A 14,636-nucleotide genomic window follows, 5' to 3' on the forward strand; every position below is an offset into this window, starting at 1 on the left:
CGCCTGTACGACCGTTCCGCCCCGGCCGCGTGCGGCAAGCCCGCGAAGGTGAGACATGCTGTTCCGCTTCCTGACCGGGCTGCCCTCCGTGGCCCTCCAGAGCGCCTTGGCTGTGCCGGTCGAGGCCACCCACCGGATCGCCCCGCCGACCGCAGATGCGGCGCGGTTTGCCGCTGAGCTTGTGAACGCCGGTGCGCGCGGCGTGGTGGACGGGGCGGCGGCGGTGTCGTCGACCGCGCTGCGGGTCGGCAGGGTCGCCCGCAACGCGATGACTCCTCAGGTCGGTTACTGGCGCGCCGGATCCCGGATGCACCTCGCACTGGAGCACCACCCGGACGCGCCCGTTCGAACCGTGGAACGACTGGAGTCCGCCGCCAGAAAGGTGGCCGTCGAGCTGGCCGAGCACCCTGACGTGCTGATCGCCTACTGGGACGGCGGCCTGGGGCGGCTGGTCGTGCAGACCACCGACGACGCGGTCGGCGAGCAGGTGGTGGACCAGGTGTCCGAACTGGCCGCCGGACACGGGCTTGTGCACGTCAGTGATCAGACGCTGGAACACGTGCACCCGGGCGCCGCCGGGGGCGTGCGTGCCAACGCTGTCGCCCTGGCGTGCGACGCGGCGGGCATCGGCGTCGCAGTCGCGGCACGGGCAGCCTTTGTGAAGAGCGCGCCGGAGGCCATGGTGGCCGCGGTCGTCATGCTGCGTGAGGACTCGCGGGTACGCGTGGTGCTGAGCCGTGCGCTGGGCCCGGATGCAGCCGATCTGGTGCTGGCCGCGGCCCATGCGGCCGTCTGCGGGATCGGACAGTCGCCGAGTCCGCTGCTGCTCGACGCGGCACTGCGGACCGCCCAGTTGGTGGAATCGCTGGCTCAGCTCGCGACGTTCGACGCCGTGCACGACACGCTGTGCGCCCCGGACCGGCTGACTGCAGCCAACGCCGACGTCGTACGTCCGCCGCTGCGTCCGTGCCCGGGCGAGGAATATGCCGCCGCCGCGGTCAACGGGATGCTGGGCGGCGCAGCCACCACGCTCCTGTTCACCCGCAGCCTCGACGAGGCGGCCGAGACCGTACTCGCCGGTTCACCCAAAGCCGCACGTTACGGCCCGGCGGCCTTCACCGCGGCGCTCGGCAGTGCCCTGGCACGCGAGGACGTGCTGGTCCGCGACCCCGAGCGGCTGCGCCAACTGGAGCTCGTGGACACCGTGGTCCTGCATCCCCAAGCATTACGCAGCACTCGGCGCACTGTGCTCGAGGTCCACCCCAGCACGACCGACTGGGATCACCACCGGCTGTGGCAGGAAGCCACCGCGGCCCTGAGCGCGCCCGAGGACGCGGCAACACCGTCCGACGAGCCATCGATCGGCCTTCGCCCGGTGCCCGATGAGACGGCGCCGGACGCGGGACTGATGATCGCGTCGGTTCACGGAACGGACGTCGGCACCGTCCTGGTCGGCTGGGAGGTCGATCCCATGGCCGAAGCCGCGCTGAACGCGGCGCGCCGGGCCGGTCTGCACGTCGTGGTGGTGGACGACTGCTCGCTCGGCGAGTTCGGGACCCTGGCCGACCAACTCATCTCTGCCGACATCCCGTTGGCCGAGGCGGTGGCTGCCCTGCAGAACGAGGGCCGAACGGTCCTCACGGTGGCGCGTGTTCCGCACGACCGGGCAGCAGCCGAACGGAAGTTGACTGCCGCCGCCCACGACGTACTCGACGGACTGCTCCGCAGTGACATCGCCGTCGCAGTCACCGACGAGCGCAGCGCCATTGTCTGGGGCGCCGACCTTCTGCCCCTGCGCGGACTGGAGGGCGTGTGGCGGCTGCTGTCCGCCGTGCCCGCAGCACGGGCGGTCAGCCGGCGTGCCAAATTCTGCGCAGAGGCGGGCGCCACACTCTCCGAGCTCCTGGTACTCACCCAGGGGGCTCGGTCGCAGCGGGTTCCCTTCCCTCTCGAAGTACGGCTCAGCCCCGTCAATATCGCCACCGCCGCGGCCCTGGTCATGGGCTGGTGCGCCGCATTCGGGGTAGCCGCCGGTACCACCCCCCACCCCAGGCCGCGGGTGCCCTGGCACGCCCTGCAGCCCGAACAGGTCGTGGCCCGGCTGGCGAAGGCGTCACGCGCCGCGCCCACCGCCCTGACGGTGGTACGGACCCGGGTCGGCCACATCGCGGGCACCGCTGCCACGCACCCTGCCTTCGCACCTGCACGGGTGAGCGCACGTCTGGCCGGCGCCGTGTGGGCCGAACTGGACGACCCGTTCACCCCGGTCCTGGTGGTCGGTGCCACAGCGCAGGCACTGCTGGGGTCCGCGGTGGACGCATTCCTGGTCATCGCCGCCGTGGCGGTGAACGCCCTGGTCGGCGGGGTACAGCGATTGCGTGCGGAGCAGGCGCTGTCCGCACTGGTGACCGGGCAGCGGCGAACCGCCCGGCGACTCGCGCACCCGTCGGCAGAAGAGGCATCTGTCGTCGAGGCCGTGCGGCTGAAGCCCGGCGAGATGATCGAGCTGCGCACCAACGATGTGGTGCCGGCCGACGCGCGGCTGCTGGAGGTCAGTGGCTTCGAGGTGGACGAGTCCTCGCTGACGGGCGAGTCACTGCCCACCCGCAAACAAGTGGCCGCCGTACCGCAGGCGTCCGTCCCTGACCGCAGCTGCATGGTGTTCGAAGGCACCACGGTGGTGGCCGGCCACGCCCGGGCAGTGGTGGTGGGCACGGGTGACCAGACCGAAGCCGGCCGCGCGGCGTCCCTCGCCGCCCGGGTACCCACCTCGGCGGGGGTTCAGGCACGACTGCACCGGCTCACCCGCCGGGTGCTGCCCCTCACCCTCGTCGGCGGCGCCGCGGTGGCCGGCCTGTCCATGGTGCGCGGCCGCCCGGTGCGCACAGCCCTCCAGGGCGGACTGGCAGTCGCAGTGGCCGCAGTACCCGAGGGCATGCCTCTGGTGGCGACCGTCGCGCAGATGGCCGCGGCACGGCGGCTGAGCAAGCTCGGCGTCCTGGTACGCACGCCACGCAGCCTGGAAGCGCTCGGACGCGTGGACACCTTCTGCTTCGACAAGACAGGAACCCTCACCGAGAACCGGTTGCGGGTCGTCCGCCTGATCGCCGGCACAGGCGCCGAGCACCCGGCCGACGCCGTCGAGGCGGAACACATCCTGCGCATCGCCGCCCGGGCCTGCCCCCGCGTTGCCGAGCAGCCGAACGTCCACGCGCACGCCACCGACGAGGCGGTCCTGGCAGCAGCGCCGCCCGAGGCCGGGTGGACCACCGTACAGGCCCAGCCCTTCGAGGCGAGCCGGGGTTACGCCGCCGCCGCCGGAAGAGACGCGGACGGCGCGAACATGCTGATCGTCAAGGGCGCGCCGGAAGTCGTGCTGCCCTGCTGCCCGGATACGGATCCGGCAGCCGTCGAAGGGGCGCACTTGCTCGCCGGCCAGGGTTTGCGGCTCCTGGCCGTCGCCCAGCGCCGTCTCGCGACGGACGACGAGGCGAAGGAGGCACTGGACAAGCCCCTCGAACTGCTGGAGCTCATCGGGTTCGTGGCACTGGCCGACACCCCCCGCGCCAGCTCCGCACCGCTCGTGGCCGGTCTCGGAGAGGTCGGCGTACGACCCGTCATGCTCACCGGCGACCACCCACAGACCGCCCGCTCCGTGGCCATCGCCCTGGGCTGGCCCCCGGATGTCACGGTCGTCACCGGTAACGAGTTGGCTTCACTGGACCGGGCGGGACGGGCCCGTCTGCTCCGGGACTGCGGTGTCGTGGCCCGCGTCGCACCCGAGCAGAAGCTCCAGGTCGTCGAGGCACTCCGGGAGGCGGGTTGCGTCGTGGGCATGGTCGGCGACGGCGCCAACGACGCCGCCGCCATCCGCGCTGCCGATGTCGGGGTCGGTATCGCCGCGCGCGGATCGGCAGCCGCACGCAACGCCGCAGATCTCGTGATCACCACGGACGAACTGTCGGTTCTCATCGATGCCATCGGCGAAGGCCGAGCCCTTTGGCGCAGCGTGGCCGACGCGATCAGCATCCTGCTCGGCGGTAACGCCGGTGAGGTCGGCTTCTCCGTACTGGGCACACTGTTGTCCGGTACGTCGCCGCTGTCGACACGTCAGCTGCTGCTGGTCAACCTGCTCACCGACATGTTCCCGGCGATGGCGGTCGCGGTCACCCCCCACGAACCCGAACCCGCCGGTGAGTCCACCGCAGCCGACACCGTACCCGTGGGCCTCGCCGTCCTCGGGCAACCGCTGACACGCCAGATCCGTCATCGTGGCCTGATCACCGGTATCGGTGCGGCCATCGCATGGCTCATCGGCACCCTCACTCCCGGCTCAGCCCGACGCACCAGCACCATGGCCCTGTGCGGTGTGGTCGGCGCCCAACTCACGCAGACCGTCGTCGGGCGCCGCCACAGCCCGCTGGTCCTGACCACGGTCCTCGGTACCGCAGCCGTGCTCATCGCCCTGGTACAGACACCCGTCGTCAGCCACTTCTTCGGGTGCACGCCGCTGGGCCCACTGGCCTGGACAGGAGTTGCAGTCGCCGTCGGCACCGCCTCCCTCGGACCCCATGTACTGCCACAGGCCGAACAACTGCTGGCCGACCTCACGTCACGGCTGCGCCCCGTGGTCCGGCTCGTCCGCTGACAGCCTGTATGAACAACGGTCACATGCCCGAGCTCGGGCGGCTTTTGGGGCTCTTTTCACGCTGTTCCTGATGGCTGTCGTGCGCGTCCGGCTGTATGCGGTGTTCAAGATCCGGGACCGTCTCCGACTCCATGGAGGGGCCATCGGCTGCGCGCTCCCTCCGAAGCTGGCCAACGCCACGATCGTGGCCTGGCGGAGGCAGTGCGGCCATTCGCGGTAGCGACGCCCGGGCAGCGGGTCGAAAATGGGAGAGCGGGCCCGGAACCGGTGGCGTCATGCCCATGGAGGAGCGCTCATGCCCATGTATATGCCTCCCGTCCTGTTGAAGCCGCTGGCCAATCGCGGTAGCGCTTTCACGGCCGAGGAGCGGAAGCGCCTCGGACTGGTGGGCCGACTGCCCGACGCCGTGTTCACCCTCGACCAGCAGGCAGTCCGCGCTTACGAGCAGTTGCGGCAGGAGCCGACCGCGCTGGCGAAGTTCATCAACCTCGAGCAGTTGCACGACCGCAATGAGGTGCTGTACTACCGGCTGCTGCAAGATCACCTCGCCGAGTTGCTGCCGATCGTCTACGACCCGACCGTGGGAGAGGCGATCAAGCAGTACAGCCACGAGTACCGGCGTCCGCGTGGGGTGTTCTTGTCCATCGACCGGCCGCAGGATGTGCACTGCTCGTTCGAGGCACTTCAGCTTCACCGCGACGAGGTCGACCTGGTGGTGGTCACCGACGCCGAGGAGATCCTGGGCATCGGCGACTGGGGGGTGCAAGGCATCCAGATCTCGGTGGGCAAGCTCGCCGTCTACACCGCTGCGGCCGGCCTGCAGCCGGCCCGTTGTCTGCCGGTGGTCATGGACGTCGGCACTGACAATGAGGACCTGTTGAACGATCCTCTCTATCTGGGCGTGCGCCACAGCCGGGTACGCGGGAAACAGTACGACGCGTTCATCAAGAGTTACTTGGAGACGGTCTCGGAGCTGTATCCGAACGCCCTGCTGCATTTCGAGGACTTCGGGCCGGGCAATGCCCGCCGCATCCTCGAAACGTACGGGGAGCGCTATCGGATGTTCAACGACGACATGCAGGGCACCGGGGCGATCACCCTGGCTGCCGCGGTGTCGGCCTTGAAGATCACCGGCGAGTCCTTCCGTGACCAGCGTGTCGTGGTGTTCGGCGCCGGCACGGCAGGGGTGGGCATTGCCGACCAGTTGCGTGATGCGATGGTCCGCGACGGACTGCAACCCGAGGAGGCCACCCGTCGGGTATGGCTGGTCGACAAGCAGGGGCTGTTGGTCGAGGGGATGCCGGACCTGCGCGACTACCAGGCGCCCTACGCCCGGCCCGCCTCGGAGGTGCAGGGGTGGGCGGACGGGAGGATCGACCTGCCGGCGACCGTCCGGCACGTCCGTCCGACCATGCTGATCGGCACCTCGACCTCGCCGGGCGCCTTCGACAGGGAGGTCGTCACCGCGATGGCCGAGCACGTCGACCGGCCGGTCATCTTCCCGCTGTCCAACCCCACGGAGAAGATCGAGGCCATGCCGGCCGACCTGCTGGCCTGGACCGACGGCAAGGTCCTGACGGCGACGGGCATCCCGGTCGACCCCGTCGAATACGGCGGAGTGCGCCATGTCATCGGGCAGGCCAACAACGCGTTGCTCTACCCCGGCCTGGGCCTGGGCACCGTCGTGGCCGGGGCAGCACGGCTCACCGCCGGGATGCTGCTCGCTGCCGCGGAGGCGGTTGCCGGGCAGGTCGATGCCAGGGCCCCCGGCGCACCGCTGCTGCCGCCGGTGGCGAACCTGCGCGCTTCCTCGGCGACGGTGGCGGTGGCGGTGGTCCGGGCGGCCGTCCAGGACAAGGTCGCCACCCGTCAGCCGGCCGATCTGGTCCAGGCCGTGCAGGACTCCATGTGGCAGCCGGTCTATGGACAGCTGTCCGAGAAGGAGGCGTCGCAATGACGTCCGGGCACCAGCACGCCGCCGTCGAGCAGCCACCGAAGGTGCGGGACGTCCCGATCGGCATCGACGCCACTGGCACCCGCCGCGAAACGGACTCGATGGGAGCCATCGAGGTGCCCGCCGATCGGTACTGGGGTGCCCAGACGCAGCGGTCCCTGATCCATTTCTCCATCGGCGACGACCGCATGCCCAAGGCCGTCTACCACGCCTACGGCTACGTCAAGAAGGCCGCCGCGCTCGTCAACGGGTGCGAGGGCCGCCTGCCCGGCTGGAAGGCCGACCTGATCGCCCGCGTCGCCGACGAGGTGATCTCCGGTGGCCTGGACGACCACTTCCCGCTGTACGTGTGGCAGACCGGGTCCGGCACGCAGAGCAACATGAACGTCAACGAGGTCATCAGCAACCGGGCTGTCCAGTTGGTCGGCGGCACGCTGGGGTCCAAGACACCGGTCCACCCCAACGACCACGTCAACATGGGCCAGTCTTCCAACGACACCTTCCCCACCGCGATGCACATCGCCGCCGTCCGCCGGGTCCACGAGCACCTGCTACCGAAGGTGAGGGAACTTCAACATGCCGTGGAGGCCAAGTCCCAAGCGTGGTGGGACATCGTCAAGATCGGGCGCACTCACCTGGAGGACGCCGTCCCGCTGTCCGTAGGCCAGGAATGGTCCGGCTACGCCGCCCAGATCTCCGGCGCCGTCGACCGCATCGAGGCCACCCTGCCGGGCCTGTACGAGCTGGCCGTCGGGGGACCGCGGTCGGCACCGGTCTCAATGCCCCCGAGGGTTTCGGGGCCCAGGTGTCACAGGAGATCGCGCAGCTGACCGGCTATCCGTTCCGCACGGCCTCCAACTCCTTTGCTGCCCAAGGCAGTCTGGATGCCATGGTGGCGGCCTCCGCCGGACTGAGGGCTCTCGCCGTGCCGCTGATGAAGATTGCCAACGACATCCGCTGGCTCGCCTCCGGCCCTCGCTGCGGCGTCGGTGAACTCGTGCTGCCTGCCAATGAGCCGGGCAGTTCCATCATGCCCGGCAAGGTCAACCCGACCCAGTGCGAGGCGATGGTCATGGTCTGTATCCAGGTCCTGGCCGAGGACGGCGCCGTCGCGTTCGCCGGCACCCAGGGCAACTTCGAACTCAACGCCATGCGGCCCGTCATCATCAACAACTTCCTGCACTCCGCCGGCATTCTCGGTGACGCCGGCGAGAAGCTGCGCACCTACTGCATCGAAGGCACCGAATTGAATCGCCCGCAGATCGACGACTACCTCTCCCGCTCCCTGATGCTCGTCACCGCGCTCTCGCCGGTAATCGGCTATGACAAGGCCAGCCGGATCGCACACAAGGCGGACGACGAGGGGACAACGTTGCGCGAAGCCGCCCTCGCAACCGGCTACATCACCCCAGACGACTTCGACCGCATCGTCGATCCCAAGAAGATGGTCAACCTCAAGCATTGAGATCCGAGTGGATTCAGTGATCAATGACCCGCCTGGGAGCAGAAGCAGGTGATATACACCGCATATGCCCCGCTTGCGTCTTCTGCTCCCTGCTGTGATCGGGAGCAGTTGGCGGCGTTCGGCAGGCCGTGTGGGGCGCGCGCTCTCCCCACGTGGCGCGCTCGCTCTGCAGAGCGTGGACGGTGCCCTGTCCTTCGCTCTGCGTGCCGCGCTGGCCATGGCGCTGCCGGCGCTGCCGATGGCATTGGCCGGGCGGGCCGATCAGGCTGTCTACGCCATGCTGGGCTCCTTCACCACCACGTTCGGCCGCAACCTCCCCTACGCGCGTCGTGCCCGTGTCCTCGCGCTGGTCGCGGTGGCCATGACAGCGTGTGTGGGCTGCGGTTCGGCTCTCGCCGCGTGGGCCCATCCCCGGGACGGGGGAGCAGGCGCCGCAGTGGTGGTCGCGGCCATGGCCGTGGTGGCCGGTGCGGCGAAGCTCGCCTGTGACGCGGCACGTCTCAGCGGGCTGGGCGCGGTGTTGCTGCTCTTCTCCTTCGCCGTAGCGGCCAACGGTTCGCCGGCCGCCGCCGACATCCTTCCGCAGACCGCCCTGGCCGCATCGGGTGCGGCCGTGGCCTGGGTACTGGCTGTGTCGGGGTGGTTCGTGCACCCGGACCGTCCGCAGCGGCTCGCCGTGGCCGCGGCGTTGCGCGAGCTCGCAGAGCTGTTGGAGGCGACCGGCGCAGGGGACGGAAGCGGGCTCGTCCGGCACCGGGCGACAGCTGCTGTTCTGCAGGCGTACCGGACTCTTGGCCTCATGCCTCCGACAGCCGCCGAGTGGGGCGGCCGGGGTGGAACGTGCGTCCGTCTGACCGACCTCTCCTGGTCGCTGCTGATCGGTTCCACACGTCGGCCACCCGATGACCCGACGGGTCTGGCGCAGCACCTGCGCGGCCAGGTTCGCCTGCTCGTCAGCCGTCGCCACAGGGTTCCGCAATTGCTGCCCGAGCTGTCGCTCCCGTCCGTGATCGCCCAGGCCGGCATGGTCTCCGTGACGGGCCCCGAGCCGGCTCCGGCCGACCCCGCCACCCGGCGCGCCGCGGAACTGCGCGCCGCGGAACTGGTGACGGGGCAGCGCCACGGCGGCCCCGGTCACGCGTCGGTCCTGCTCGTTCCCGCCCTGCGGATGGTCCTCGGCACCGGGCTGGCGGGAGGGACGGCCCTCCTGCTGGGCCTCGGACACGGCTACTGGGCGGCGATCTCCGCCGCGGCTGTGCTGCACTCGATCAACGTCCGTACGGCGGCACAGCGGGCCGTGCAGCGCACCTTGGGCACGGTCGCCGGACTGATGCTCGCTCTCGGTGTGCTGGCCGCGCGCCCCGAACCCGTGGTGCTCGTCCTCGTGATCGTTCTTCTGGAGTTCCTGCTGGAGTACGTCGTGGCCCGCAATTACGGTCTCGGCGTCGTCTTCCTCACGCCGCTGGCGCTGCTGCTGACAGACCTGGTCGCTCCCTCACCTGCCGGAGCCCTCGTCCAGGACCGGGCGCTGAGCAGCGTTCTCGGGATCGTCATCGCGCTGGGCTGTGCGCTTGTGGTGGTCCATGACCATGCCGCGGTCCGGGCAGAGCGCGCACTGGCCGCGTGCACGGAGGCGTCCGAGCGTGCGGAGCAAGCGTTGGACGACCGCTTGGCCCTGTCGTTCCCGATCGTCCAGACGCACCTGGCGGCAGCCGTGGTGGAGTTGCGTGAGGCCGACGACGCCGCGGCGGGCGAGCTCTGGCCGGCGGAGATCGACCCCACCGAACTCGCTGCCGCGGAGCAGCGTGCTCACCTCCTCCTGGAGCGGCTCGTCCGGTGGCGGTGATGCTGCGCGGAGCTCCGCCCGTGCGCGCTCCCTGCTCAGGCGGCGGGGCCGATGGTGACCTTGACATGTTTCATGATCGGCTGGTCACTCTGGGTGCTGTAGTCGCTGAGCGCGCACAGCACGTTCATCTCGGGCATGTAGCCGGCTGCGCAGCCGCGGGGGATGTCGTAGGGGATGGCGAGGTAGCCGTTGAGGGACCGCTGACTGCCGTCCTTCGCGGTGCTCGTGATGTCGACGGGGCCGAGGTCGGCGATAGCGCGTTCGCGCATGTCGGCCCGGTTCATGAAGACGAGCGTGCGCAGGTTCTTGATGCCGCGGTAGCGGTCGTTGTCGGAGTAGATGGTGGTGTTCCACTGGTCGTGGGACCGCATGGTGGCCAGTGCGAGCGTGCCGGGGGCGGGGACGACGTCGGGCAGGACGGCGGTGGAGAACTCGGCGCGTCCGGACGGGGTGAAGAAGACCAGTTCACGGGCGGGCTGCTTGATGCGGAAGCCGAGGGGAAGGCGCACGCGGCGGTTGAAGTCCTCGAAGCCGTCGAGGACCTGGGCCATGGTGTCCCGGATACGGTCGTAGTCCTCGATGTACCAGTCCCATGGCGTGGCGCTGTCGGGCAGGGCCGCCCGGGCCATGCCGGCGATGACGGCCGGCTCGGACAGCAGGTGCGAGGAGGCGGGGCGCTTCATCCCGATCGACAGGTGGACCATGCTCATCGAGTCCTCGACGGACGTGCTCTGGATGCCCTTGCGCTGATGGTCCTTCTCGGTGCGGCCGAGGCACGGCAGGATGAGGGCCCGGCGGCCGTGGACGACGTGGCTGCGGTTCAGCTTGGTGCTCACCTGGACGGTGAGGTCGCAGTTGCGCAGCGCCGCGCAGGTGTACGGGGTGTCGGGCGCCGCGAGGGCGAAGTTGCCGCCCATGCCGACGAACACCTTCACGTCGCCGCTGTGCATCGCCTTGACCGTGTGGACGGTGTCCAGACCGTGCTCACGGGGCGGCTCGATGTCGCAGACCTCGGCGAGGCGGTCCAGGAACTCGTCCGTGGGGCGGTGGTCGATGCCGCAGGTGCGGTTGCCCTGGACGTTGCTGTGCCCTCGTACGGGGGAGGGGCCCGCTCCTTCCCGTCCCAGATTGCCGCGGAGCAGAAGCAGATTGACGATTTCCCGGACGGTGTCGACGCCGTGCTCGTGCTGGCTGATGCCCAGGCACCAGCTGACGATGCTGCGGTCGGCCTCGCCGTACACGCGCGCCGCTTCGAGGACGTCGGCGCGGCTCAGCCCGGACTGGTTCTCGATCTCCTCCCACGACGTGGCCTCGCACAGCGCGCGGTACTCCTCGAAGCCGGCGGTGTGGCGGTCGATGAACTCCCGGTCCAGAGCCCTGGGGTCGGATTCGGACTGCTCCAGGATCGCCTTGGCCATGCCGCGCAGCAGGGCCATGTCGCCGCCGATGCGGGGCTGCAGGTTCAGTGTGCTGGTTCGGGTCGTCTTGAAGAGGGCCATGTCCGTGAAGTCGTGCGGGACGATGGTGCGTGTGGCCGCCGCCTCGACGAGCGGATTGATGTGCACGATCTGGGCGCCGCGGTGGTACGCCTCGGCGAGGGCCGTGAGCATTCGAGGCGCGTTGGAGGCGGCGTTGACTCCCAGGATGAACAGCGCGTCGGCGGTCTCCCAGTCCTGGAGGTCGACGGTTCCCTTGCCGGTGCCCAGGGATGCCTGGAGGGCGCGGCCGCTGGCCTCGTGACACATGTTGGAGCAGTCCGGCAGGTTGTTCGTGCCCAGTTCTCGGGCCATCAACTGGTAGAGGAAGGTGGCCTCGTTGCCGAGACGGCCGGAGGTGTAGAACGATGCCTGATTCGGGTTGTCGAGCTCGCGCAGAGCACGGCCGACCACCTCGAACGCGTCCTTCCAGCTGATCGGGACGTAGTGGTCCGAATCAGGGTCGTAGACCATCGGTTCGGTCAACCGGCCCTGGTTCTCGAGGTCGTAGTCGCTCCACCCGGACAGCTCGGTCACCGAGTGGGCGGCGAAGAACTCGCGTCCGACCCGCTTGCGGGTCATCTCCCAGGTGACGTGCTTGATTCCGTTCTCGCAGATGTCCAGGTGCAGCCCCTTGGTGTCGTCCGGCCACGCGCATCCGGGGCAGTCGAACCCGGTGTTCTCATGGTTCATCCGCATGATTGCCCGAGGGCCGTCCACCAGCGCGCCCTCGCGCACCAGGAAACGGCTCACGCTCTTGGCTGCGCCCCAGCCTGCAGCGGGGTGGTGGTAGGGGTGAAACTCCGGATTCCCCTCGGGGACGGGCCCCACTCCGGGCTCCAGGGGTTCCTGCTCGTCATTGTTGGCGCTCAAGACTCTCAACCCTTCCACCATTCGGGCATGAGGTGACAAAACGACACTTCCGGGCAGGCTATGTCCGCTGATCAATGCACGCCACCCGACCCTCGCGGCCGCTGCTGCGCCTGTGAGCCCGGTGGGACATGGTGCGGCCTGGGAAGATTCTCCGCAGGGGTGCGTCGTCGTGCTGTCGGGCTGCACCCTCGTTCACACACGGATACTCTGACGCTGTCCTGTCCATTCGCTTCGAGTCTCATTGTCCGACGGAGTCACATGGCCCCGTCGTCGCAGCCGCCCCCCGAGGGCAGCTGCGTTCCCGGTGGCCACTGTGGCCCCGGCGGTGAGGCCACTGTGAGGGAGGGGCTCCAGCGATCCGGCGGGTCCGACTCGCTCGGTGGCGCTCCGCCCGTGTCGTCGGCGCCCGGTGCCGGGGCGGCAGTTACGTGATCGTGCAGAAGTACGTGCCCGACGTGGCGGCTTGGACGTCGCTGACCGTCGAGCAGTGGGAACGTGTCATCGGACGCACCCAGAGGGCCAACGTCGAACCACCCGACGGCATCAGGTCGGCGAACTCGCACGTCGCACTCAACACGAGTGATGAAGACCCCGCCCCCACGAGCTATCGAGGCGGTCGCTCTTGAGGCCCATGAACCACTGGTTGGCGCTTTCCGCCGTTCCCCGACTGGCCGGCGCGGCGGTTGTCGGAGCGGTGATCGGCGCGGTCGTCGGTGTAATGACCAACACACCGCTGGGCATTCTCGCCGGAATCGCCGCGGCGGAGACGATCTTCGTCGTGGCAGGGTGGATCGTCCTGTGGCCCATGGACGCCGCCACCACCCATCACAACGTCCGACGCGAGGAGTTCCGGCCCCTCACCGAGGAACTCGCCGTCGTCGCGGCCGCCCTGTGCGGACTGGGCGGCATCGTGGTGCTCCTCCTGGTCGGCGACTCGAACCTGAGACACGCCGCGGCCGCGACGGCACTCTGTGGCGTGTTCATGGCCTGGGCGGCACTCCACCTGATGTACGCCACCCGCTACGCGTTCCTTTACTACCTGACACCCGAAGGCGGGATCGACTTCAATTCCGACGACCCGCCGCAGTACAGCGACTTCCTCTACTTCAGTTACAACCTCGGAATGACCTATCAGGTCTCCGACACCGACGTTTCCAGTTCCATGATTCGCGCGGTCGCCCTCCGGCACTGCCTGCTGTCCTATGTCTTCGGCGCCAGCATCCTGGCCACCACCATCAACCTTGTCGCCGGAATCGTCACGGGCTGATGTGAGGGCGCTCCCGTACGGTCATGTCAGGACCGCCTCCCCGAGCCGATGCGAGGCGAGAGGCACGGCACGGACATGGAAGTCGGCGTCGAGGCTGTGAGCGCCGTGCGGCAGCAGGGCGATCGCCGCATGCAGTGACAGCGGTGCGGGCAGCCCGGTATCGCGATCGACGATGTGGCGACGAGCGCGTGGGATCAGGAATTGGAAGAGCTCTTCCTGTGATCGGACACCGGATTCCCCGCGTGGAACCCCGGCGCCGAATGGCGGACTACGTGCACGGACCGCTCGGCCCGGTGGGCCGCAAGAACGGCTGGCAGTTGGCCGAATACGCAGGCCATGCCGGCCCGGACGGGCGGTTGCACCTGAGTACCAGGAGCTGGAACGGCTCGCGCCGTTCCAGCCGGTCTCCATGATCAGCACTCTGCGGGGCGGCCGATGCGCGGCCGGATCGCCCGAGTACATCCGGCGCGAGAATGACTTGATCGCCGTCCCGGCGCTGCTGGCTGGGCAGGTCGGTGCCGCGGTCCTGCCCGCGTATTTCGCGGCCCGACTGGAGCAGGTGACAGTGACGACGCTGCCCGTCACCGGAAGCCAGATCACGTGGACGCTCCATCGCACCGGCCCCGGCGGCACCGCTGCGGCTGCCCGGGTGGTGGCCGACGCGTTGAAACAGGCGGCCCGTGACCACGCCGAGGCGGCGACCGTCTCCGGACGCGCGAAGGGCGACATCGTCATCCGTCCTCTGCGCGACCCCGCCGAGATACCTCCACCCCCGGTCCCTCGTCACACACCGGGCAGTCCACGAAACCGCTGACAGGTCGCGGTACCGACGGCATCGGCAAGGCTGTTGCCGAGGTGTATCCCGGCCGGGGCGACACGATCGTCGTCACCGGCCGGAGCGCCGAGACGGGCGACTTCCTTGACGCCGCGCGTGCCGACGGCGCCCCGGAACGCGCCACTTCGCATTTTGCAGAGCACGGCGGTGGTCAGCCGCTCGGGGCGGGCGGGTCGGGGGAAGAACTGGACGACATCGGTGCGACGGCGCCTCCGACTTCTCCTGACCACCGGCCCCGGATGACGGAAAGGGCGGGCTCGGCGCCAACGGCGC

Annotated in this window: 8 protein-coding genes and 2 pseudogenes; 8 read left to right on the forward strand and 2 right to left on the reverse strand. The window is 69.5% G+C overall.

Annotation, left to right across the window (positions count from 1 at the left end):
* The first annotated feature begins 55 nt into the window (after positions 1–55).
* From ACFVYE_RS42910 to ACFVYE_RS42930, 5 genes and pseudogenes are all read left to right on the forward strand, one after another.
* Positions 56–4,648: an HAD-IC family P-type ATPase gene (locus ACFVYE_RS42910; RefSeq protein ID WP_389608855.1), complete on the forward strand. Its 4,593-nt coding sequence runs from the start codon at positions 56–58 to the stop codon at positions 4,646–4,648.
* Between the two features lie 295 nt (positions 4,649–4,943).
* Positions 4,944–6,605 (forward strand): NAD-dependent malic enzyme, encoded by a 1,662-nt coding sequence (locus tag ACFVYE_RS42915; protein ID WP_389608857.1) that lies wholly within the window; start codon positions 4,944–4,946, stop codon positions 6,603–6,605.
* Positions 6,606–6,703: 98 nt separating this feature from the next.
* Positions 6,704–7,635, forward strand: a pseudogene (locus ACFVYE_RS42920) (class II fumarate hydratase); the annotation flags it as partial.
* Between the two features lie 255 nt (positions 7,636–7,890).
* The gene (locus tag ACFVYE_RS42925) at positions 7,891–8,067 is read left to right on the forward strand and encodes a hypothetical protein (protein WP_389608864.1); all 177 of its coding nucleotides are present in this window, start codon (positions 7,891–7,893) and stop codon (positions 8,065–8,067) included.
* 64 nt (positions 8,068–8,131) lie between these two features.
* Positions 8,132–9,913 (forward strand): FUSC family protein, encoded by a 1,782-nt coding sequence (locus tag ACFVYE_RS42930; protein ID WP_383968437.1) that lies wholly within the window; start codon positions 8,132–8,134, stop codon positions 9,911–9,913.
* Between the two features lie 35 nt (positions 9,914–9,948).
* Here ACFVYE_RS42930 and ACFVYE_RS42935 read toward each other — a convergent pair whose 3' ends face one another.
* Positions 9,949–12,282: an FdhF/YdeP family oxidoreductase gene (locus ACFVYE_RS42935; protein ID WP_383968434.1), complete on the reverse strand. Its 2,334-nt coding sequence runs from the start codon at positions 12,280–12,282 to the stop codon at positions 9,949–9,951.
* A gap of 335 nt (positions 12,283–12,617) precedes the next feature.
* Between ACFVYE_RS42935 and ACFVYE_RS42940 the strand changes: the two genes are divergently transcribed.
* The 3 genes from ACFVYE_RS42940 to ACFVYE_RS42950 all read left to right on the forward strand — a co-directional run bounded on the left by ACFVYE_RS42940 (position 12,618) and on the right by ACFVYE_RS42950 (position 14,342).
* Positions 12,618–12,887, forward strand: a complete 270-nt coding sequence (locus tag ACFVYE_RS42940; protein WP_383968491.1) for a hypothetical protein — start codon at positions 12,618–12,620, stop codon at positions 12,885–12,887.
* A gap of 5 nt (positions 12,888–12,892) precedes the next feature.
* Positions 12,893–13,528, forward strand: a complete 636-nt coding sequence (locus tag ACFVYE_RS42945) for a DUF1345 domain-containing protein (protein WP_383968432.1) — start codon at positions 12,893–12,895, stop codon at positions 13,526–13,528.
* 409 nt (positions 13,529–13,937) lie between these two features.
* Positions 13,938–14,342, forward strand: coding sequence for a hypothetical protein (locus ACFVYE_RS42950; protein ID WP_389608860.1), 405 nt, complete (start codon positions 13,938–13,940; stop codon positions 14,340–14,342).
* Here ACFVYE_RS42950 and ACFVYE_RS42955 read toward each other — a convergent pair.
* Positions 14,312–14,636, reverse strand: a pseudogene (locus ACFVYE_RS42955) (hypothetical protein); the annotation flags it as partial. The gene ACFVYE_RS42950 and the pseudogene ACFVYE_RS42955 overlap by 31 nt on opposite strands.

Origin of the sequence: Streptomyces sp. NPDC058239 (assembly GCF_042882185.1) — a bacterium.
Lineage (GTDB): Bacteria > Actinomycetota > Actinomycetes > Streptomycetales > Streptomycetaceae > Streptomyces.